This is a genomic window from Arthrobacter sp. Y3221159 (assembly GCF_059089885.1).
Window position 1 is genome coordinate 109,737 of the sequence record NZ_JBNHFC010000010.1, and the last position, 18,638, is coordinate 128,374.

20 protein-coding genes are annotated in these 18,638 nt (G+C 66.8%); 12 read left to right on the forward strand and 8 right to left on the reverse strand.

Going from position 1 to position 18,638, the window contains the following annotated elements:
• Window positions 1–2: 2 nt before the first annotated feature.
• Window positions 3–1,007, reverse strand: a complete 1,005-nt coding sequence (locus AC5RT3_RS12115; RefSeq protein WP_494124293.1) for a Bug family tripartite tricarboxylate transporter substrate binding protein — start codon at window positions 1,005–1,007, stop codon at window positions 3–5.
• Between the two features lie 140 nt (window positions 1,008–1,147).
• On the opposite strand from AC5RT3_RS12115, the gene AC5RT3_RS12120 reads away from it, so the two are divergent.
• The 5 genes from AC5RT3_RS12120 (at window position 1,148) to AC5RT3_RS12140 (ending at window position 7,884) form a co-directional block, all read left to right on the forward strand.
• Window positions 1,148–2,032: a LysR family transcriptional regulator gene (locus AC5RT3_RS12120; protein WP_494103996.1), complete on the forward strand. Its 885-nt coding sequence runs from the start codon at window positions 1,148–1,150 to the stop codon at window positions 2,030–2,032.
• Between the two features lie 141 nt (window positions 2,033–2,173).
• A complete protein-coding gene (kdgD, locus tag AC5RT3_RS12125; RefSeq protein ID WP_494011848.1) occupies window positions 2,174–3,088 on the forward strand; it encodes a 5-dehydro-4-deoxyglucarate dehydratase in 915 nt (304 codons plus the stop codon).
• A gap of 36 nt (window positions 3,089–3,124) precedes the next feature.
• A complete protein-coding gene (locus tag AC5RT3_RS12130) occupies window positions 3,125–4,729 on the forward strand; it encodes an aldehyde dehydrogenase (NADP(+)) (RefSeq protein WP_494124294.1) in 1,605 nt (534 codons plus the stop codon).
• Window positions 4,726–6,054 carry an enolase C-terminal domain-like protein gene (locus AC5RT3_RS12135; protein ID WP_494011850.1) on the forward strand — a complete coding sequence of 443 codons (1,329 nt, stop codon included), beginning with the start codon at window positions 4,726–4,728 and terminating at the stop codon, window positions 6,052–6,054. Before AC5RT3_RS12130 ends, AC5RT3_RS12135 begins: the two co-directional genes overlap by 4 nt.
• A gap of 477 nt (window positions 6,055–6,531) precedes the next feature.
• Window positions 6,532–7,884 carry an MFS transporter gene (locus AC5RT3_RS12140; RefSeq protein ID WP_494124295.1) on the forward strand — a complete coding sequence of 451 codons (1,353 nt, stop codon included), beginning with the start codon at window positions 6,532–6,534 and terminating at the stop codon, window positions 7,882–7,884.
• A 103-nt stretch (window positions 7,885–7,987) separates the two neighbouring features.
• Here AC5RT3_RS12140 and AC5RT3_RS12145 read toward each other — a convergent pair whose 3' ends face one another.
• Window positions 7,988–9,223 carry a beta-ketoacyl-[acyl-carrier-protein] synthase family protein gene (locus tag AC5RT3_RS12145; RefSeq protein ID WP_494011852.1) on the reverse strand — a complete coding sequence of 412 codons (1,236 nt, stop codon included), beginning with the start codon at window positions 9,221–9,223 and terminating at the stop codon, window positions 7,988–7,990.
• A gap of 6 nt (window positions 9,224–9,229) precedes the next feature.
• Window positions 9,230–10,843, reverse strand: coding sequence for a peptide chain release factor 3 (locus AC5RT3_RS12150; RefSeq protein ID WP_494124296.1), 1,614 nt, complete (start codon window positions 10,841–10,843; stop codon window positions 9,230–9,232).
• A gap of 231 nt (window positions 10,844–11,074) precedes the next feature.
• On the opposite strand from AC5RT3_RS12150, the gene AC5RT3_RS12155 reads away from it, so the two are divergent.
• From AC5RT3_RS12155 to disA, 4 genes are all read left to right on the forward strand, one after another.
• Window positions 11,075–11,281: a hypothetical protein gene (locus AC5RT3_RS12155; RefSeq protein ID WP_494011854.1), complete on the forward strand. Its 207-nt coding sequence runs from the start codon at window positions 11,075–11,077 to the stop codon at window positions 11,279–11,281.
• A 26-nt stretch (window positions 11,282–11,307) separates the two neighbouring features.
• The gene (locus AC5RT3_RS12160) at window positions 11,308–11,523 is read left to right on the forward strand and encodes a hypothetical protein (RefSeq protein ID WP_494011855.1); all 216 of its coding nucleotides are present in this window, start codon (window positions 11,308–11,310) and stop codon (window positions 11,521–11,523) included.
• A 111-nt stretch (window positions 11,524–11,634) separates the two neighbouring features.
• Window positions 11,635–11,838 (forward strand): hypothetical protein, encoded by a 204-nt coding sequence (locus tag AC5RT3_RS12165; RefSeq protein WP_494011856.1) that lies wholly within the window; start codon window positions 11,635–11,637, stop codon window positions 11,836–11,838.
• A gap of 220 nt (window positions 11,839–12,058) precedes the next feature.
• Complete coding sequence (disA, locus tag AC5RT3_RS12170) at window positions 12,059–13,135, forward strand: DNA integrity scanning diadenylate cyclase DisA (protein ID WP_009357808.1); 1,077 nt, start codon at window positions 12,059–12,061, stop codon at window positions 13,133–13,135.
• A gap of 15 nt (window positions 13,136–13,150) precedes the next feature.
• On the opposite strand, the gene AC5RT3_RS12175 is transcribed toward disA, so the two are convergent.
• Entirely contained in the window at window positions 13,151–13,840 is a 690-nt protein-coding gene (locus AC5RT3_RS12175; RefSeq protein WP_494124297.1) for a hypothetical protein, read from the reverse strand.
• A 283-nt stretch (window positions 13,841–14,123) separates the two neighbouring features.
• Between AC5RT3_RS12175 and AC5RT3_RS12180 the strand changes: the two genes are divergently transcribed.
• The 3 genes from AC5RT3_RS12180 (at window position 14,124) to AC5RT3_RS12190 (ending at window position 16,042) form a co-directional block, all read left to right on the forward strand.
• Window positions 14,124–14,942: an A/G-specific adenine glycosylase gene (locus AC5RT3_RS12180; protein ID WP_494124319.1), complete on the forward strand. Its 819-nt coding sequence runs from the start codon at window positions 14,124–14,126 to the stop codon at window positions 14,940–14,942.
• 73 nt (window positions 14,943–15,015) lie between these two features.
• Window positions 15,016–15,447 carry a DUF3592 domain-containing protein gene (locus AC5RT3_RS12185; RefSeq protein ID WP_494124298.1) on the forward strand — a complete coding sequence of 144 codons (432 nt, stop codon included), beginning with the start codon at window positions 15,016–15,018 and terminating at the stop codon, window positions 15,445–15,447.
• 109 nt (window positions 15,448–15,556) lie between these two features.
• On the forward strand, window positions 15,557–16,042 hold the full coding sequence (locus AC5RT3_RS12190; protein WP_494011860.1) for a hypothetical protein: 486 nt from the start codon (window positions 15,557–15,559) through the stop codon (window positions 16,040–16,042).
• A gap of 16 nt (window positions 16,043–16,058) precedes the next feature.
• Here AC5RT3_RS12190 and AC5RT3_RS12195 read toward each other — a convergent pair whose 3' ends face one another.
• The 4 genes from AC5RT3_RS12195 to dhaK all read right to left on the reverse strand — a co-directional run bounded on the left by AC5RT3_RS12195 (window position 16,059) and on the right by dhaK (window position 18,626).
• The gene (locus AC5RT3_RS12195) at window positions 16,059–16,220 is read right to left on the reverse strand and encodes a hypothetical protein (RefSeq protein ID WP_494011861.1); all 162 of its coding nucleotides are present in this window, start codon (window positions 16,218–16,220) and stop codon (window positions 16,059–16,061) included.
• A 77-nt stretch (window positions 16,221–16,297) separates the two neighbouring features.
• Window positions 16,298–16,993, reverse strand: coding sequence for a dihydroxyacetone kinase phosphoryl donor subunit DhaM (gene dhaM, locus AC5RT3_RS12200; RefSeq protein WP_494124299.1), 696 nt, complete (start codon window positions 16,991–16,993; stop codon window positions 16,298–16,300).
• Window positions 16,990–17,622 (reverse strand): dihydroxyacetone kinase subunit DhaL, encoded by a 633-nt coding sequence (dhaL, locus tag AC5RT3_RS12205; RefSeq protein WP_494124300.1) that lies wholly within the window; start codon window positions 17,620–17,622, stop codon window positions 16,990–16,992. The genes dhaM and dhaL overlap by 4 nt, the downstream gene beginning before the upstream one ends.
• A 2-nt stretch (window positions 17,623–17,624) precedes the next feature.
• Window positions 17,625–18,626 (reverse strand): dihydroxyacetone kinase subunit DhaK, encoded by a 1,002-nt coding sequence (dhaK, locus tag AC5RT3_RS12210; protein ID WP_494124301.1) that lies wholly within the window; start codon window positions 18,624–18,626, stop codon window positions 17,625–17,627.
• Window positions 18,627–18,638: the final 12 nt, after the last annotated feature.

Consider the following 18,638-nt stretch of genomic DNA (forward strand, 5'->3'; position numbering starts at 1 on the left):
TGCTACTTGTTTCCGCTCAGGCTGATGTCGTACTTCTCCACCAGTTCCTTGTACTTCGCTGCATAGCCCTTCCACTCGCTGACAACTTCTTCACCGGAAATTTCCTTGGGGGTCAGCATGTTCTTCTCGTTGAACTCCTTGTAGGCGTCCGACTTGAAGGTTTCCTGGAACGCGGCGAGCAGCTTGTCCTTCACGTCCTGCGGGGTACCCTTAGGCGCTGCCACTGCCCGGTACTGGGCCACGGGAACGTCGTATCCGGCCTCCTTTGCGGACGGAACATCGGGAAGGAAGCTGTTGCGCCCTTCCGAGAAGACGAGCAGCGGTGAAACCTTGCCTGCTTCGATCTGGGGCATTGCCTCGCCGAGCTGGATGGTCGCCAGCTCAACCTGGTTGCCCATGACGGCGGTCAAGGCAGGCTTGCCGCTGTCGAACGGGACGTCGGTGCCCTGGACGTTGGCCTGCTTGAAGAGAACGGTCTGGGCCAGCTGGCTGCCCGTGCCGACGCCGGTGGTGCCGAAGGTGACGTTGCGCCCGGCGTCGGTGACGTCCTTGAAGCTCTTGAAGCCGGAGTCCGTGCTGGCGACGAGCACGTAGTCGTCCTGCGAAAGCCCGGCGATGACATCCAGATCGTCAATGTTGACGGCCTCGTCCGCGCTGACGGCAAGGGGGGTGATGGTGACCAGGGAGGCTGTCAGCAGGACGAGTTCCTGGCCGTCGGCGGGCTTCCCTGCGACTTCCTTGGTGGCCAGGGCGCCGTTGGCACCGGGCTTGTTCACGACCGGCATCGGGGCGCCGAGGGTCTTGGTGGCTCCTTCGGCAAGGGCCCGGGCGATGAGGTCGGTGCTGCCGCCCGCAGCCTGGCCGACCGTGAGTGTCACAGGGCCGCTGGGGTATTTCGACGTGTTGGCGGCACTGCCGCCGGCGACGTTGCCGCAGGCGGTCATGGCCAGGAGGGTGATGGCTGATGCCGCGCCAAGGACGGCGCGGCGTGTGGGGAAGTGCTTCATTGGAACTCCTCGATAAGTCTCCGGGCGGGGGTCCGGATAATCTGTGAACCGGGTCACCCCGTTCGCTTTGTCGAGTGTAGGGAGGAGTTATGATGCCTGTCTAAGCCCAAAACTGCATCAAGTGATACCTGGAAGGCATCATGTTCACATTCGACCAACTGGCAGGGTTCATCGCCGTTGCTGAGGAATTGCATTTCGGCCGGGCGGCCGAACGCCTCAACATGACACAGCCCCCGCTCAGCCGTCAGATCCAAAAGCTGGAAAAGATCATCGGGGCCGAACTACTGGAGCGCGACAACCGGAAAGTCGAACTGACAAACGCAGGCAAGACTTTCCTTGAGGAAGCCCGACGCCTCATGGCGCTGGCCGAACGCGCCCCGGTCTCGGCGCGCCGGATAGCTTCGGGAAGGTCAGGCGTTCTGCGCATCGGATTCACCGCTGCGAGCGGCTTCAGTATCCTTGGCCCGATGCTGGAAGAGATTGCGGCAATCATCCCGGACGTGGATGTGGATTTGCAGGAGCTCGTCACCGGGGAGCAGATCAGCCGGCTGATGTCCGGGGAACTGGATCTCGGACTCGCCCGGCCGCCATTCGACCGGGAAACGTTCGACTCCCACCTGCTGTACCAGGAGTCGCTGGTCCTTGCGGTTCCCGCCGGACACCCCCTGACGCTTCTGGCGCGGGAGATCACGGCTGAGGACTTCAAGGACGAGCCGCTCATCATGCATTCACCCATCCAGGCCCGCTACTTCTACGACCTCGTGGTGAGGACCCTTCCCATCCACCACGCCAACGTGGTCCACACGGTGAGCCAGGTGCTGACCATGGTCTCGCTGGTTGCAGCCAAACGCGGCGTCGCATTCGTGCCGCATTCCGCCACCCTGCTGGGGATCAAAGGCGTGGAGTTCCTGCGGTTACCAGACAACCACGGCGGGCAGGTGGAACTGCACGCCATCTGGAACCGCAGGATCACCAACCCCGCACTGTCCCGCCTCCTGCGGGACTTCGAGTTCGCTATGGAGTGAGCACCGAAGAATCAGCCGCAATGCGCTAAAGGTATCAATGCATTCAAAAGTGCACTTAGACAGGCATTGCATCGCCTGCCTAACCTGAACAGGAATTCATCACCCGCGGCCAGTAGGCGCTCGAACCAAGAGGACAAGATCGTGGCAAAGTACACCCCCCAGGAACTGGCAAACACCCTGAAAGACGGCCTGCTGTCGTTCCCGGTAACGTCCTTTGATGCCGCACTGCAGTTCGATGAGGAGAACTACCGCAAGCACCTCGCCTGGCAGGCCAGCTTCCCCGTTGCGGGCCTCTTCGCAGCAGGCGGCACTGGCGAAGGGTTCTCCCTGACCCCGGCGGAATCCGCCCGCGTGGTCAGTGCCGCCGTTGACGAGGTGGGCGGACAGGTTCCCGTGCTGGCCTCCGCAGGCGGCTCCACCGCCCAGGCCATCGAGAACGCCCAGGCTGCCGAAGCTGCGGGCGCCGAAGGCATCCTGCTGCTCCCGCCATACCTGACCGAAGCGGACCAGGGCGGACTCATCGACCACGTCAGCGCCGTCTGCAGCTCCACCTCCCTTGGCGTCATCATCTACAACCGCGCCAACGCCATCTACAAGGACACCACCGTGGCCACCCTGGCGGACCGCCACGAGAACCTGATCGGCTTCAAGGACGGCGTGGGTGACCTGGAACACGACGCCCGCGTCTACGCCAAGCTCGGCGACCGGCTGTTCTACCTCGGCGGCCTTCCCACCGCAGAGACCTTCGCCCTTCCGCTGCTGCAGCTGGGCATGAGCACCTACTCCAGCGCCATGTACAACTTCGTCCCGCAGTTCGCACTGGACTTTTACCAGGATGTCCGCAACAACGACCGTGCGGCCGTCAACCAGAAGCTCAACGACTTCGTGATCCCCTACCTGGACATCCGTGACCGCGTGAAGGGCTACGCCGTCTCAATCGTCAAGGGCGGCCTGGGCGCCATCGGCCGCTCCGCAGGCCCCGTCCGTCCCCCGCTGCAGAACATGGCCGAGAAGGACCTGGCAGACCTCAAAGCCCTCATCGCACGCGTTTCCTGACCGTCCCTGCTACACCGCTACACAGGAGGAACCCACGTGACCCTCACCGGACACTCCCTGATCGCCGGACAGACCGTCGTCGGCGACGGCAAGACAACCTTCGGCTTCAACCCCGCCACCAACGAGGCGCTGGAGCCCGCGTACACACTGTTGACCGAAGAGCAGCTCAAGTCCGCCACCACCGCCGCGAAGGAGGCCTACCCGTCCTTCAGCACCCTTGACCCGGAAACGCACGCCGCGTTCCTGGACGCCATCGCTGACAACATCGAAGCCATCGGCGACGAACTGATCATCCGCGCCGGCCAGGAAACCGGGCTGCCCGCGGCCCGGCTCCAGGGCGAACGCGCCCGCACTACCGGCCAGCTGCGCCTGTTCGCGAACGTCGTCCGCCAGGGCGACTTCCGCGGCGTCCGCATTGACCCCGCCATCCCGGACCGCACCCCTCTCCCCCGCCCCGACATCCGCCAGCGCCAGATCCCGCTCGGGCCGGTCGCCGTCTTCGGCGCCAGCAACTTCCCGTTGGCCTTCTCCACCGCCGGCGGCGACACCGCGTCGGCCCTGGCCGCAGGCTGTCCCGTGGTCTTCAAAGCGCACAACGCCCACCCCGGCACCAGCGAACTTGTCGGCCAGGCAGTCACGAAGGCCGTCAAGGACTTCGGCCTGCACCCGGGCGTGTTCTCCGTGATCTACGGCCCCGGCGCCAGCATCGGCCAGGCCCTCGTTTCCGATCCCGCCATCAAGGCCGTCGGGTTTACCGGCTCCCAGGCTGCCGGCGTCGCGCTCATGAAGACCGCCGCCGCCCGGCCCGAGCCCATTCCGGTCTACGCCGAGATGTCCTCCCTAAACCCGGTCTTCGTGTTCGACGGCGCCCTCGCAGGTGACGTCGACGCCCTCGCCGCCGCCTACGTCACCGCCGTCACCGGCAGCTCCGGCCAGCTCTGCACTTCCCCCGGCCTGCTGTTCGCCCCCGAAGGCGAGGCAGGCGACAAACTCGCCGCCGCCGTCGCACGCGCCGTGGCAGCCTGCTCGGGGCAGACCATGCTTACCGAGGGCATCGCGGGGTCCTGGAACGCCGGAACCGAAGCGCTCGGCAAGGCCGACGGCGTCGAACTCCTTGGCCAGGGCACCCCTGGCCCGACGCAGAACGCCCCCGCACCCGCCATCTTCGGCACCGGCGTGGACCAGTTCATCAGCAACCACGTCCTGCACGAGGAGATCTTCGGCGCCGCGTCCCTGGTCATCCGGTACAAGAACGTCCAGGACCTGCTGCAGGCCGCCGGCCGCATCGAGGGCCAGCTCACCGCATCCCTGCACCTTACCGAAGCGGACTACCCGATGGCGGCACCCCTGATCCCCGTCCTGGAACAGAAGGTGGGCCGCATCATCGTCAACGGCTGGCCCACCGGCGTCGAGGTAGGCCACGCGATGGTCCATGGCGGCCCGTTCCCCGCCACCTCCGACACCCGCACCACCTCCGTGGGCACCCTCGCCATCAACCGGTTCCTCCGCCCGGTCGCCTACCAGAACATCCCCCAGGGACTGCTCCCCGAGGCCCTCCGGGACGCCAACCCCTGGCACCTCAACCGCCGCATCAACGGCGACGTGGTTCCCGCCGCAGAGAAAGCAGAGGTCAGCGCATGAGCCGCCAGCCCACCATCGCCGGAGTCGAGGTAGTACCGGTTGCGGGCTACGACAGCATGCTGATGAACCTCAGCGGCGCCCACGGCCCTTTCTTTACGCGCAACGTTGTGATCATCACCGATTCGGACGGGCGCACCGGCCTGGGCGAGGTTCCCGGCGGCGAGAAAATCCGCACCACAATCGAGGAAGCCGGTGCCCTCATCAACGGGAAGCCGGTGGCACGCTACCGCTCGCTCCTGCGTGAGGTGGCGGCTGAGTTCGCAGACCGGGACGCCGGCGGGCGCGGCCTGCAGACCTTCGACCTGCGCACCACGGTCCACGCCGTCACCGCCGTCGAATCAGCCCTGCTGGACCTGCACGGCCAGTACCTCGGCGTGCCGGTGGCGGAACTGCTCGGCGATGGCCAGCAGCGCACGTCCGTGCCGATGCTCGGCTACCTGTTCTTCGTCGGCGACCACGCACGCACGGACCTGCCCTACCTGGTGGAGGACGCGCCCGCCGACCGGTGGGAAAAGCTCCGCCGCCAGGAGGCCATGACTCCGGACGCCGTCGTCGCCCTGGCCGAGGCCGCGCAGGAGCGTTACGGCTTCAGCGACTTCAAGCTCAAGGGCGGCGTGTTGTCCGGCGACGAAGAAGTGGACGTGGTCACGGCCCTCGCCAAACGCTTCCCGGAAGCCCGGGTCACCCTGGACCCGAACGGCGGCTGGCTCCTCGAGGACGCCATCCGCCTGGGCAAGCGCATGCAGGGCGTCGTGGCCTACGCCGAGGACCCCTGCGGCGCCGAAGGCCGGTTCTCCGGCCGCGAGGTGATGGCGGAGTTCCGCCGGGCCACAGGCCTGAAGACGGCCACCAACATGATCGCCACCGACTGGCGGGAAATGTCCCATGCCATCCGCAGCAACGCCGTGGACATCCCGCTGGCGGACCCGCACTTTTGGACCATGCATGGCTCGGTCCAGGTGGCACAGCTGTGCAACGAGTTCGGACTCACCTGGGGCTCGCACTCGAACAACCACTTCGACATCTCGCTGGCCATGTTCACGCACACCGGCGCTGCTGCCCCGGGCGAAATCACCGCGCTGGACACGCACTGGATCTGGCAGGACGGCCAGGGCCTCACCAGGGAACCGCTGCAGATCAAGGGCGGCGCCATCGAGGTGCCTGACGCCCCGGGGCTGGGCATTGAGCTGGACCGGGATGCCCTGGACAAGGCGCACCAGCTGTACCTCGAGCACGGCCTGGACGCCCGCGATGACAGCATCGGCATGCAGTACTACATCGAAGGCTGGTCCTTCGACCCGAAGCGGCCCTGCCTGGTCAGGTAAGCCGCAATCCACTGCGCCTTCCCGGCAGTACGCCGGCATCAACTTCCGCACGGCCGGAACCTCCCCGCAACAGAGGCCGGCCGTGCGGAATTCCACCTTGGAGCCCCCATGAATGCCCAAACGGCCCTCCTCGAACGCACACATGCAAGCGCGGCTGCATTTGCCGCGCAGCCGCGTCCCCTCGCCGGCAACGACCCGGCACCCGTAGGCGCCGACTGCGATGACGAGTGCCACTTTGCCAGGGACCAGAAACAGACTGACCCGAATTTGGCGCTCCCCTCCCGCGCCGCCGCGGCAGGGGCGTCCCGGTGTCGCCTCTTCCGGGGCGACCATGCCGACAGGGCATGAAGCGATGCGGATTGCGTGTTGGACGCGCATCACATCGGGAACCTAAAGTAGTGGAGTCGCTGTGGCGGGCCCCACATCCCATCGCCCCGCAGCCGCCCTGCGTTACCCAACCCCCAAAGGAAACATTCGATGATGTCTGTGGACAATGCCGTCACGGACGTGGCCTCGGCCACGAAAAAATTCTTCAAGCGCGTGCTGCCCATCATGCTGGTCATGCTGGTCTGCAACCAGCTGAACCGCTCCAACATCGGCTACGCCCAGGACCACCTCCAGGCTGATGTTGGAATCGGCGCTGCCGCCTACGGTTTCGGCGCCGGGCTGTTCTTCATCGCCTATGCCATCTTCGAACTCCCCAGCAACGTCATGATGGAAAAGTACGGCGCCAAAGTGTGGCTGACCCGGATCATGATCAGCTGGGGCACTGTTTCTTTCCTCATGGCTTTCGTGCAGAACGAAACCATGTTCTACGTCCTGCGCTTCCTGCTGGGCGCCGCCGAGGCCGGGTTCTTCCCCGCCGTCATCTTCTACTTCGCCCGCTGGGTCCCGGCCGGCCAGCGTGGCAAGGCCACGGCCATCTTCATCGCCGGGTCCTCCATCGCCGCGGCAATTTCGGGCCCCATCGCCGGGATGCTGCTGAGCCTCCACGGGGCTCTTGGCCTGCGGGGCTGGCAGTGGCTTTTCGGCTTCGAAGGCGCACTGTCCGTCGTGGTGGGCTTCGCAGTGTTCTTTGTCCTGGATGCCAAAATCAAGGACGCCAAGTGGCTGTCCACAGCCGAGAAGGATGCACTGTCAGAGGCAATCGCCGCTGAGGATGCACAGCACTCCCAGGCCCACGCCGGCAAGGCCAACCGCTGGAAGATGCTCCTGAACCCGCAGATCCTGCTGCTGTGCGGCATCTACTTCTCGGTGCAGCTTTCCATCTACGCCAACACTTTCTGGCTTCCCAGCATCATCAAGCAGATTCCCGGGACCACGGACCTCACCGTCGGATTCCTTTCCTCCATCCCGTGGGTCTGCGCCGTGTTTGCGATGTACTTTGCCGCCAAGCTGCAGGACAAGGCAAAGTCCAAGCGTCCTCTGCTGGTGGTGGCGCTCCTGGTGGCCGCCGTTGGCACCTTCGCGGCCGCCGTGGCTTCGCCGGTCATGGCCCTGGTGTTCCTCGCCATCGCGGCCATGGGCTTCAAGAGCGCTTCGCCCCTGTTCTGGACCATCCCACAGTCCGGGCTGCACCCGCTGGTGCTTGCCCCCGCGATCGCCATCATCAACTCGCTGGGCAACCTGGGCGGCTTCGTTGCCCCCTTCGGCTTCGGCATCATCAAGGAACAGACCGGCAGCGTCATCCCCGGCCTGTTCGCCCTGGCCGCCGCATCCACCATCGCTGCCGGCATGGTCTACTTCCTCAAGGAAAGGCGCACTGACGGCGGGGAGGTTGCCCCGGACGAGGAGCCCGTGCTGGCGGCTCCGGTTCCCAGTCGGGCCTGACGCCCCTTTACATCCGGATTGCCCGAGCGGTGCCGGAGCGTTGTAGCGATACGGCGTTCCCGGCACCGCTCCAGCATTTCCAGCGGAGGTTTCCGGGCGGCGCCTACCGGCCGGTGATGACCAGGGCGACGCTGTGCCCGCCAAAGCCGAAGGCGTTCACCAGCCCGGCCGGGGAATATCCTGCCCGGAGGGTGTGGACGTCGTCGGTGACGACGTTAAGGTCCACTTCCGGGTCCAGCTCTTCGACGTTGAGGGTCCCCGGAAGCTGGCCCGTGCGCAGCGCCTCCAGGACCACGACGGCGGCCAGCGCGCCGGCGCCGCCCAGCAGGTGGCCGGTGTGCCCCTTGGTGGAGGTCACCGGCACGTCCGCGCCAAAGATCGCGTTGATGGCCTGGCCTTCCAGCCGGTCCCCCACGGGCGTGGATGTTGCGTGGGCGTGGACGAAGCCGATGTCCGCGGGCTGCATTCCGGCCGATTCCAGGGCCTTCTGCATCACGCGCCGCTGCATGGCAGGGTCCGCTGCCACAATGTCGTTGGCGTCGGAGGTGACGGCTCCGCCGGCCACCGCACCCAGCACCGCCGCTCCGCGGGCTCGCGCGTGGTCCTCGCTCTCCAGCACCACCACACCGGCGCCCTCGGCCAGCACAAAACCGTCCCGGCCGCCGTCGAACGGGCGGGAGGCGCGCGCCGGCTCATCGGAGCGGGTGGACAAAGCGCGGATCTGCGAAAAACCGGTGATCACGAGGTCGTTGACGGACGCGTCCACGCCGCCGGCAATCACGACGTCGGCCGCACCGGAGCGGATCATCTCCGCCGCCTGCACAATCGCCTCAGCCCCGGAGGCACAGGCGCTGACCGGCGTGCGGGCGCCGCCGCGGGCGCCGAGGTCGATGGACACCCAGGCCGCCGGGCCGTTCACCATGAGCCGGGTCAGTGTGTGGGGCGACACCTTGCGGGGGCCGGACTCGGCCAGGGTCCGGTCCTGTTCAAGGGTGGACCCCAGGCCGCCGTAAGCGGAGCCGATCACCACGGCGAAGCGTTCGGGGTCCACTTCAGGGGCGCCGGCCTGGGCCCACGCTTCGCGCGCTGCGATGAGCGCCAGCTGGCCGCAACGGTCCATCCGTTTGATCTCGCGGGTGCTGAGGTGGCCGGAAAGGTCAGCTGGGGCCTGGCCGGCGATCTTCACCGGAAGCTGCTCCGCCCACTCTGCGTCCAGCGCGGCAATGCCTGATTTTCCGGCTACCAGGGCGGCCCAGGTTTCGGCAACCGAGGATCCGAGCGGGTTGACGGTACCGGCGCCGGTCACAACGGCGCGGACAGGTGATGGATTCAATGTCATGGTGCCTTACTTCGCGGGGTTGTGCGTGCCGATGGGCACCAGGATGAGGTCCGGGTGGTTCTTTTCGATCCGCCGCAGCGCCCAGACGTCGTTGAACAGGGCGAGGTATTCGCCGTCGGACCGCAGCAGCACCTCGGCGCCCGGCACGTTGGCCAGCGCCGGCATGGCCTCCGCCGTCGAAATCCTGGCCAGCGAGTAGGGCAGGCGTTCCAGGCGCATGGGGGCGCTGAAGTCGTGCGCCATGCGGTCCTCCACCACCTCGAACTGCATGGGTCCGACGGCGGCAAGCACCGGCGCCTGGTCGCCACGGACGTCGGAACGGAGCACCTGGATGACGCCCTCGTGCTCGAGCTGCTCGATGCCGCGGCGGAACTGCTTGAACTTGCTGGGGTCCTTCGAACGCGCCACCTGGAAGTGTTCCGGGGCGAACAGCGGGATGGCCGGATACTCCACCGGCTCCTCGAGGTACAAGCTGTCGCCAACGCGCAGGGATGAAGCGTTTACCAGTCCCACCACGTCGCCCGGGTACGCCTCGTCAATGACTTCGCGTTCCCGCCCGAACACCTGCTGGGCGTACTTGGTGGCAAAGGACTTGCCGGTGCGGGTCTGGGTGACCACCATGCCGCGCTCGAAGACACCGGAGCAGACGCGGATGAAGGCAACGTGGTCGCGGTGGGCCTTGTTCATGCCGGCCTGCACCTTGAACACAAACCCGGAGAACGGCGATTCGACGGGGCGGGGGCTGCCGTCCACATCGGGGCGCGGCGCCGCCGGCGGGGCGAAGTCCACCAGTGCGTCCAGCAGTTCCTTGACGCCGAAGTTGAGGGCGGCGGAGCTGAACAGGATGGGGGTTGCCTTGCCGGCGTGGAAGGCGTCGACGTCGAATTCCAGGTTCGATTCGATCACCAGGCCGGCCTCGTCCACGGCGTCGGACCAGTTGCTGCCCTGGCTTTCCGCGGCTTCCTCCGGGGTGAAGTATTCGGTGATGGCGATCTGCGCGCCGGCGTTGTTGCGCTGGAAGCGGGCAAAGCGGTCGTTGCGGAGATCCCAGACACCGCGGAAGTCGCCAGAGATGCCGACAGCCCAGGTCAGGGGCATGGGCTGCAGGCCGGTGCGTTCGGTGATCTCGTCCATCAAGGCCAGCGCATCCAGGCCGGGCCTGTCCCACTTGTTGATGACCGTGATGATGGGCAGGTTGCGCTGCTTGCAGACTTCGAACAGCTTCATGGTCTGGGTTTCCAGGCCCTTGGCTGCGTCCACGAGCATCACGGCGCAGTCGACGGCGGCGAGCACGCGGTAGGTGTCCTCCGAGAAGTCGGCGTGGCCGGGGGTGTCCAGCAGGTTGATGACCGTGTCCCGGTAGGAGAACTGTAGGGCGGCGGAACTGATGGAGATGCCGCGGTCCTTTTCCATCTGCATCCAGTCGGAGACCGTTTCCTTGCGGTTCGCCTTGCCGCTGGAGGCGCCGGCGGTCCCGATGACCTTGGCGTGCAGGGCGAGCGCTTCCGTGAGCGTGGACTTGCCGGCGTCGGGGTGCGAGATGACAGCAAAGGTCCTGCGGCGGCCGGCCTCTTTGTGAATCGCGGAGATCCGGGCGGGGGTCAGGACATCTTGGGACACGGTGCTACTTTCGCTGCGGTTGGGATTGCCCAGGCGCTGGCGGCGCCTTTCGAAGCACTGCGCTCCAGGCACTGCACTTAACGGAACGGCGGGCCGCGGGGCCGGTAGGCGGGCCGGCGGACAGCCAAGGTACAAGTTTATCGCAGCACCGCAAACCGGCTCCGTGCCCGCTTAACGCCCGTGAAACCAACCGTTCAAAACCGGGAAACGGCAGGCGGTTAGGTTGGCACCATGACGACGCAGGGCAAGCTGTTTTTCGATCCCATCACCACCGGTCCGGACTCCGCGCGGGACCAGGACCGTAATGCAAGCTCTGCGGGCCGCGGCACCCAGACGGCGGTGGAGCTGAAGGCGCTGCGGGCGGCGTCGCTGGCCGCCGTCAGCAGGGATCTGGAGCGCATGCTCCGGGAGCGCGCACGCCAGCCCTTTCCCGGATGAAGCTGCGGTAACGGCATGATTTGTTCATGCGCAGCATCGAGCTGGTCCTGGACGCCTCTTCCGATTCCCTCATCAGGGCCGACTGGGCAAGGCTCGCCGCTGCCGGCGTTCCCAGCCAGGCGGGCCATACGTCCGCCAGCAACAGCCCGCATATCACCCTTGCCGCCGGCCAGGACCTGACGGTGCCGGACAACGCCGATGACCTCTGGCAGGGACTGCCGCTGGGCATCGGGTTCTCCTGAGTCCAGGTTTTCGCTTCGGGGGCCGGCAGGTATGTCCTTGCCCGCTCGGTTGTGGTAACGGCGGCACTCCTTGACCTGCACCGGGCCCTCCATGATCGGGCGGCAGGCGCATTGCCGCTCACCCGGCCAGATGCCTGGACGCCGCATGTCACCCTCGCCCGCCAGGTTCCCGGGCATCTCGTAGCGACGGCGCTGGACCTGCTTGAGCTGCGAATGGAGGCCCAGTGCACCGCCGCCAGGCACTGGGACAGCACCACCAGGACCATCACTTCCCTGGGACCTGGCGGCCAGGCGCTTCCCCGGGTCCCGGGCTAACCAGGGGCAAAGTGGCCATCACCGGGCTGCAGGACAGGCCGGTTCGGCGGTACTTTCAGGAACCCCCTTAATGGGGCACTTTGGGGCTTGCCCGTGCGGAAGTTGGAGTTCTTGCCCCTATCATTGAGCTTGCGGGAAAATGAGCACTTTTTATCCTGCCGGCAAGTGTAAAAAGCCGGCATCTTGCGGGCGGCGGTCCGCACCTTTGAAGGGAATATCTATGGCGCGGAGCCCCGAGGAATCACTTAGGGCGACTCTGGGCAGAGTGGCACCCGGAACTCCCCTTCGTGACGGACTGGAGCGCATCCTCCGCGGCCGGACCGGCGCGCTGATCGTCCTGGGCTCGGACCGGACGGTCGACTCCATTTGCTCCGGCGGATTCGATATTGGCATCGAGTTTTCGCCCACCCGGCTCCGTGAGCTCGCCAAGATGGACGGCGCCATCATCTGTGACCGGGACGCCGGGAACATCCTGCGTGCGGCCGTCCAGCTGGTGCCCGATTCCAGCATTGAGACCCAGGAGTCCGGCACCCGGCACCGCACCGCCGAACGTGTTGCCATCCAGACCGGAGTCCCGGTCATCTCCGTCAGCCAGTCCATGCAGATCATCGCGCTGTACGTAAACGGCCTGCGGCATGTGCTCGAGGGCTCGGAGAAGGTCCTGGCCCGCGCCAACCAGGCCCTTGCAACCCTTGAACGCTACCGGTCCCGCCTTGACCAGGTGACCAGTTCGCTGTCGGCTCTGGAGATTGAGGCGATGGTAACTGTCAGGGACGTGGCGGTTACCCTGCAACGGCAGGAAATGGTCCGCCGGATCTCCGAGGAAATCTCCCAGTACGTCCTGGAGCTGGGCGAAGACGGCCGGCTCCTGTCACTCCAGCTCGATGAGCTGACAGTGGGCCGGGGCCCGGGCAGCGACGTCATCATCCGCGACTACGCCAGCCCGGACGCCTCGCCCGAGGACATCGAAAAGGCCGTCAGCGCGCTGGTTAATCTCGGTCCCACCGAACTGATTGACCTCGGCAAGATTTCGGGCATCGTGGGGTTCGCCGGCGGGGAGGCGAACCTCGACGCCGTGGTCCAGCCCCGCGGCTACCGGCTGTTGTCCGGCCTGAAGGCGGTTCCCAAGGCTGTTGCCGACCGCCTGGTGGACCACTTCGGCGGGCTGCAGTTCCTGATGGCGGCCACCATTGACGACCTCATGACCGTCGACGGCATCGGCGACCAGCGCGCACGCACGGTCCGGGAAGGCCTCAGCCGGATGGCAGAGGCCAGCCTGCTGGACCGCTTCCTGTAAAGACCCCGCGGAAAGTCAGTTCAGCTGGAAGACGGCTTTCGGGCTTGCCTTGGAACCCAGCTTGGCGGTGAAGATGTAGTACGCCCCGCCGGCACCTGGCTTGGCGTCCACCGTCTGGCACCCCTCAACGCTCCGGTTCCGGGGCCATGGGAAGTTGGCGGTTTCGCTGGCTCCCGGAGCGATCACCTTCACCAGGTCCTCGCTGGCCGCCTGGCAGTCCCTGGAAGAGAAGACCCTGTCCGGGCCGCTGGTCACCAGGAACTCCATCTGCGAGGTTCCGATGTTCACCTGGCACGGCACCTCTCCCCCGTTCGTCACCTTTAGGGTCAGCAGCGGGTTTTCGTCGGGCCCGTAGGCAGCCTTGTCCGTGGACGCGGAGACCGTTACGAGGTTCTGGTTGCACGTTGGCGTTGCGGAGGCGGTCGGCGTGGGGGCGGCGGAGGCTGACGCAGACACGGACGGGGAGGCGGAGGGAGCGGCGGAAGCGGAACCGCTTGCCGGATCCGTGGACGAGGCCTGCTCGGAAGCCCCACCTAAGGCCCCGGCCAGGGCTAACCCGCCCACCACGAGAGCCAGGACCATCAGCAGCGCACCGCCAACCACCAGCCGCCGCCGGCGGTACACGGCAGGGCTGGGCTTCCGGACGCTGCTGGATCCGGATGCCGAAGCCTTGCCGCGTGCTGATGAAGTGCCCTGCTTGCCCATTCTTCTAGGCTAGGGAACCGCCCGGGTTCTGCCCCGCCACCACGCCGCCGGGCAGCCAACGCTGTCGGTCACATCCGGTTTCGGGCCTGCAAAACGCATCCACTACAGTGTTGGAATCGACACCAAGACTTCCGCTCCAGCAGCCCCCGACGCCGTGCCAGGCACCGCGGGCGGGCTCCAGCAGCTTCACGCCAGCATCACCGGCTGGTTCGCCGAAACCGCACGCGACCTTCCCTGGCGCAGCCACTCCTGCTCCCCCTGGGGCATCCTGGTCAGTGAAATCATGCTGCAGCAAACGCCAGTGGTCCGGGTTTTGCCTGTCTGGCACGAGTGGCTTGAACGCTGGCCCACTCCCGCCGGACTGGCGGGCGAACCGGCCGGTGAAGCCGTACGCGCGTGGGGCAGGCTCGGATATCCCCGCCGTGCGCTGCGGCTGCACGCCGCCGCCGCGGCGATAGTCCGGGAGCATGCCGGCAAGGTCCCGGACACCTACCCGGAACTGCTCGCACTCCCCGGGGTGGGAAGCTACACGGCCGCCGCCGTCGCGGCTTTCGCCTACGGCCGCCGCGAAACCGTGGTGGACACCAACATCCGCCGGGTACACGCACGCCTGGTGACGGGGTCCGCGCTGCCTGCCCCCGCCCTGACCGCTGCGGAGATGCGCCTGGCCGCCGAGCTCCTGCCCGACGACGAAGCCACGTCCGTGCGCTGGAACGCGGCAGTCATGGAACTGGGCGCCCTGGTCTGCACTGCCCGGGTGCCCAAATGTCCAGTGTGCCCGGTGAAGGACTCCTGTGCCTGGCTCGCGGCCGGCGAGCCCCCGCCGTCGTATGTTCCCAAGGGCCAGGCATGGCACGGCACCGACCGCCAGGTCCGGGGAGCCGTGGTGGCGGTGCTGCGCCTGGCCGATGCGCCCGTGCCGGCCGAGATGTTCCACCATGCCCCTGCGGACCTGGGCTACGCACCGGAGGGTATCGGCGTGCCGCTGGCCGCGCTGCACCGGCTGAACCCGCCCCCGGAACAGCTGGAGCGGTCACTGGCGGGGCTGCTGGCGGACGGGCTGGCTGAACTGCATGACGGCGGATACCGGTTGCCTGCCTGACGCCCGCCGGCGGCGCTCGGCCGAACTATGCACGGGATGGCATACTTTCTGGTGACCGGAACCGGGGGATGCCTTGCGAATCATCTTGTACGTTGTCTGGGCGCTCTTCGTCGCCGCAGCTGTCTTTGCCATGGTCCACGCCGCACGGAAAACCCGTCGGCAGGAACAGCTCATGGCACGCTGGCCCAAGGCCCAGGCAACTGTTACCGGCAGCGTTCCCGGCTGGACCAGCGGCGGGGGCGGCTCAAGCCGCAGCCGGCGGTTCTTCCCCACCTACCAGTTCAGCGATTCCTCCGGCACGCTGTACATGGGCAAGTCAGAGATTTCCCGGGCGGCGGAGCCCGTGCCCGGATCCCTTATCGAAGTGGCCTACAACCCGGACAATCCCAATGAATCCTTGCAGGTCTCCTCGGCGCCCTGGACCACGCTCGGCTGCCTTATCCCGTTTTTCGCCGTCTTTGCACTGGCACTGTTCTGGTTCATCGGCATCTTCCCGCTCGACTGACGCCTTCCTCAGTCTCCTTTTGGGTGTCAGCAGCATCCGGGCCATAACAATGCCGGTACTACTCGCCGCCTCCGGGCCCATCCGGCCCCGCGCCGTCCTACCCTGAAGTATGCGCAGGCAGGGACTGCTTTTGGTTTTGGTGACGACGGCGGGGCTCGCCTCCGGCTGCGGACCCGGCGCAGTTGCGTGCCCGGCAATAGCCCAGGCCACGGTGGTCTCGGTTACGGTCGCCGCGGACTACGCACGCCACGTCGATGCCCTCCATGTGAAAGCCTGCCAGGACGGCAGCTGCAAGGAGGCCGACGTCGAACTCCAGCCTGGCAGCGCCTCTATCGACCAGGGCTGCACTCCGGAAGGCGTCTGTTCGGCCACTGCCTCCCCGGACGGGACCAAGGTGGGGATGCTCATGCTGGACACCCTGACGGAAGCATTGATGACAGTGACGTCCTCCGGCCACGCGGCTGACGGGGCACCGCTGCCCGTGCATACCCTGGAGTTCCGGCCGAAGGCCGACTATCCGTTCGGAGTGCAGTGCGGAAAATTCATTTCCGCCTCCGTGATCCTGGACGGGACAGGCCTTCGCGAGCGCAGCTGAGGTAGCGTGCCCTTGACTAGAAAAGCGCCGGCTGGCTGAAGGGCTCCCCTGCCCTTCCCGGATCCGAAGGCTCGACGCGCCATTCGAAACCCAGGTCCGCGAGCAGTTCCTCCACTGACGTCTGCCCGTCCAGCACTTCGATTGCCGGGTAGCTGCCTTCGGGATCCTGCCGTTCCATGCCATCGAGCTTATTCGCACGGGCAGGTGTAGCCTTTCGGAACACACCGCGTGGCAGGGATTTCGGCCGGAAGGGCCTTACGGCTCGCCAAAGCCCGCCTGCACCAGCCCGCCCACGTAGTTCACCGCCCGTTCGGCATCCACTCCGCGGGCCTCCACATGCAGGACGGATCCCTTGCCTGCTGCCAGCGTCATGAGCGCCGTCATGGATGCGCCGTCTACGCCGTTGACGGTGACTTCGGCGTCCAGGGCGGACAGCCCGCCGGCGATCTTTGCGGCGGGCCGGGCATGCATGCCTGCCTGGTTGATGAGCTCGAAGTCACCGGTGAAGTCCGGGCCCTGCCCGGTGACAGGCCCCTCCAAGATCTCCCGCTGGGGCGGCGGTCCGGAATTTTGCGAGGGTCCACGGACAGCTTCCGCCGCACGCTTCACCGCCTGCACGTCCGCCCCGCCCTGCGCGGCCACGGACGCGGCCACCAGGCCCTCCACCAGCGGGGCATCGGCCAGCAACACGCCGGCCGGATCCTCGGCGAACTCCAGGGCGGACTCCGCTGTCATCACCGCCGAACCAAGATCCGTGAGGATCACGGTACCGTCACCTCCGGCGGCGTTGTCCAGGGCGGCAAGCACTTTTTCCAGGCTGGTGCCGATCCTGCCGTCGGCGGTGCCCCCGGCTGTCAAAACCAGCACGTCGGGTGCCATCTGGGCGGCCAGCTCCGCGGCGCCGTCGGCAATCTTTTCGCTATGGGACACCACCACAATGCTGACCGTCACGCAGCAGCCCCCACCGCAGCCCGGAGGATCAACGCGGTGGATGCCGCCCCGGGGTCCCGGTGGCCCGCGCTCCGCTCACCCAGGTAACTGGCGCGGCCCTTGCGCGCCACCAGCGGATCAGTAGCCACGGCCCCGGCCTCGGCTGCCTCGGCGGCGGCAACCAGCACGCTCAGGACGTCCGGGCTGCCGGTGTCCGCGGCAGCCTTCGCGGCCGCGGCGGCGGGCGCCCAGGCATCCACCATGGTCTTGTCCCCGGGCTCCGCCTTCCCGCGGACCACGATCCCGTCCCGAGCGGCGCTGACCGCCGCGGCCCAGCCGGCGGGATCGATTTCCGCGGCATCCCCCATGGTTCCGGCGGCCCTAAGGAAAGCGGTGCCGTAAAGCGGTCCGGCGGCCCCGCCCACCTTGGACATGAGCGTCATTGCCGCGAGCTTCAGCGCCGCACCCGGGGTCTCCGGCGGTGCTTCCGCCAGCTTGTCCAGGACCGCCTGGAAGCCACGGTCCATGTTCTCGCCATGATCGGAATCACCGATCGCCCGGTCCAGTTCGATCAGCTCAACCCGGTGTTCGGCCATCGCCTGCGCGCACAAGGTCAGCCATTTCACTGCCCAGTTGACGTCCAGCACCACGGCTACGCACCCCACCGGAGGGCTGCGGTATGGACGGGCGCATCCCACAGTTCCGTCAGTTCGTCGTCCAGTCGGAGGACGGAGATGGAACAGCCCTGCATCTCCAGGGCCGTGATGTAGTTGCCCACCAGCGAGCGCTCAACCCCGGCACCCCTGTCCGCGAGGACCTGCGCGGCACGGCGGTAGACGATGTACAGCTCACTCAGCGGGGTGCCGCCCATTCCGTTGACAAAGAGCAGTACCCTGTCGCCCCCGCTGATACCGAGGTCCGAAAGGATTGGTTCCAGCAGCCTGTCCGTAATGCCGTCCGCGCTTTCCAGCGGGATGCGGTGGCGGCCCGGCTCGCCATGGATTCCAATGCCGATTTCCACCTCGTCCTCGCCCAGGTTGAAGCTGGACGTACCGGCGTGGGGGACAGTGCAGGCGGAGAGGGCAACCCCCATGCTGCGGACATTGGCATTGACGCGCGAGGCTATCGCTGCCACCGCGTCCAGGCCGTAGCCGCGTTCGGCGGCCGCACCGGCGATTTTTTCCACCAGCACAGTCCCGCCCACACCGCGTCGTCCTGCGGTGTACAGGGAGTCCTCAACAGCAACGTCGTCGTTGACCAGGACGGTGCGGATGCTGATGCCTTCCGCCTCCGCAAGTTCCGCCGCCGTCTCGAAGTTGAGGACGTCCCCGGTGTAGTTCTTTACGATATGCACGACGCCGGCGCCCGAGTCCACAGCGAGGGTTGCGGGCAGGATCTGGTCCGGCGTGGGCGAGGTGAACACCGCTCCCGGTACGGCGGCGTCGAGCATCCCTTTCCCCACGAACCCGGCATGCAGGGGCTCGTGGCCGCTTCCCCCGCCGGACACGATGGCCACTTTTCCGCTGACCGGAGCGTCCAGGCGCCTGATGAACGTGGGATCCGTGCTAACCGCGACAAGGTCTGCGTGGGCCAGGCCAAAGCCCTGGACGGATTCGTCAACCACAGACTTGGGGTCGTTGATGAGTTTCTTCACGGCGGCTCCCGG